This window comes from Corynebacterium sp. KPL2830 (assembly GCF_040225635.1).
In the GTDB taxonomy this organism is placed as follows: Bacteria; Actinomycetota; Actinomycetes; order Mycobacteriales; family Mycobacteriaceae; genus Corynebacterium.
Genome location: NZ_JBEHFR010000065.1, coordinates 1 through 864, shown reverse-complemented (window position 1 = coordinate 864; position 864 = coordinate 1). Strand labels below are relative to the sequence as shown.

At 52.2% G+C, this 864-nt stretch carries 1 protein-coding gene; it reads left to right on the top strand.

Going from position 1 to position 864, the window contains the following annotated elements; translation table 11 throughout:
* Positions 1–864, top strand: an 864-nt coding sequence (locus tag ABRP87_RS11215) for an IS110 family RNA-guided transposase (protein WP_349868857.1), incomplete at both ends; no start/stop codon positions are given.

The window sequence follows — 864 nt, the reverse complement described above, 5'->3', positions numbered from 1 at the left end:
CTCACGCATCCATGCCGGAAACGCCAAAACGGACATCCGAGATGCCTACATCATTGCCCATGCTGGCAAGAACCTTCCAGCATCCCTTCGCAGTGTCGACCGCGTGGACAAGGCTTTCTGTCAGCTTAAGGTCCTCAATGGTATCGACGAAGACTTGGCACGCTCATACACCAGGCTCATCAATCAGATTCGAAGTGCACTTGTCGGTTGCTACCCGCAATTTGAGCAGGCCATTCGCGGCCAGATAATCCACCGTAAATGGGTCCTTCATCTGCTTGCCCGCTACGGCGGGCCAACGAAAATCAAACGCCTCGGTAAGACAAAAGCTGTAGCTTTCGCTCGCCGCCATAAAGCGCGTAATCCCGAGCCAGTTATCGATGCGATATTCGCTGCCATTGCTGAGCAAACAGTATCCATTGCCGGTGCACACTATGCAGAAATGGGCGTGGCAATGTCAGCAAAAGACGCACTTGCCAAGCTTGATCACCGCACAGAGATCGACAAGGAAGTCATCGACCTCATCGACGACATTCCCCACACACAAATCCTGCTATCCATGCCTGGAATCGGCCCGAAAACAGCAGCACAAATCCTCATGACTGTCGGGGATATGTCTGACTTTCCAACACCTGGACATTTGGCCTCATATGCTGGGCTGTCGCCCCGGACAAACCAGTCAGGCACTTCAATAATGTCGAATTCGCTGAATAGAGCCGGCAACAAAAAATTAAAGAACGCCCTATGGCAATCATCTTTTGCATCCATCAGATTCCACGAGCGTTCACGGCAATTCTATGAACGAAAGCGCAAGGAAGGCAAGCGTCACAACGCTGCGGTCGTAGCACTCGCCCGCAGACGAATCAA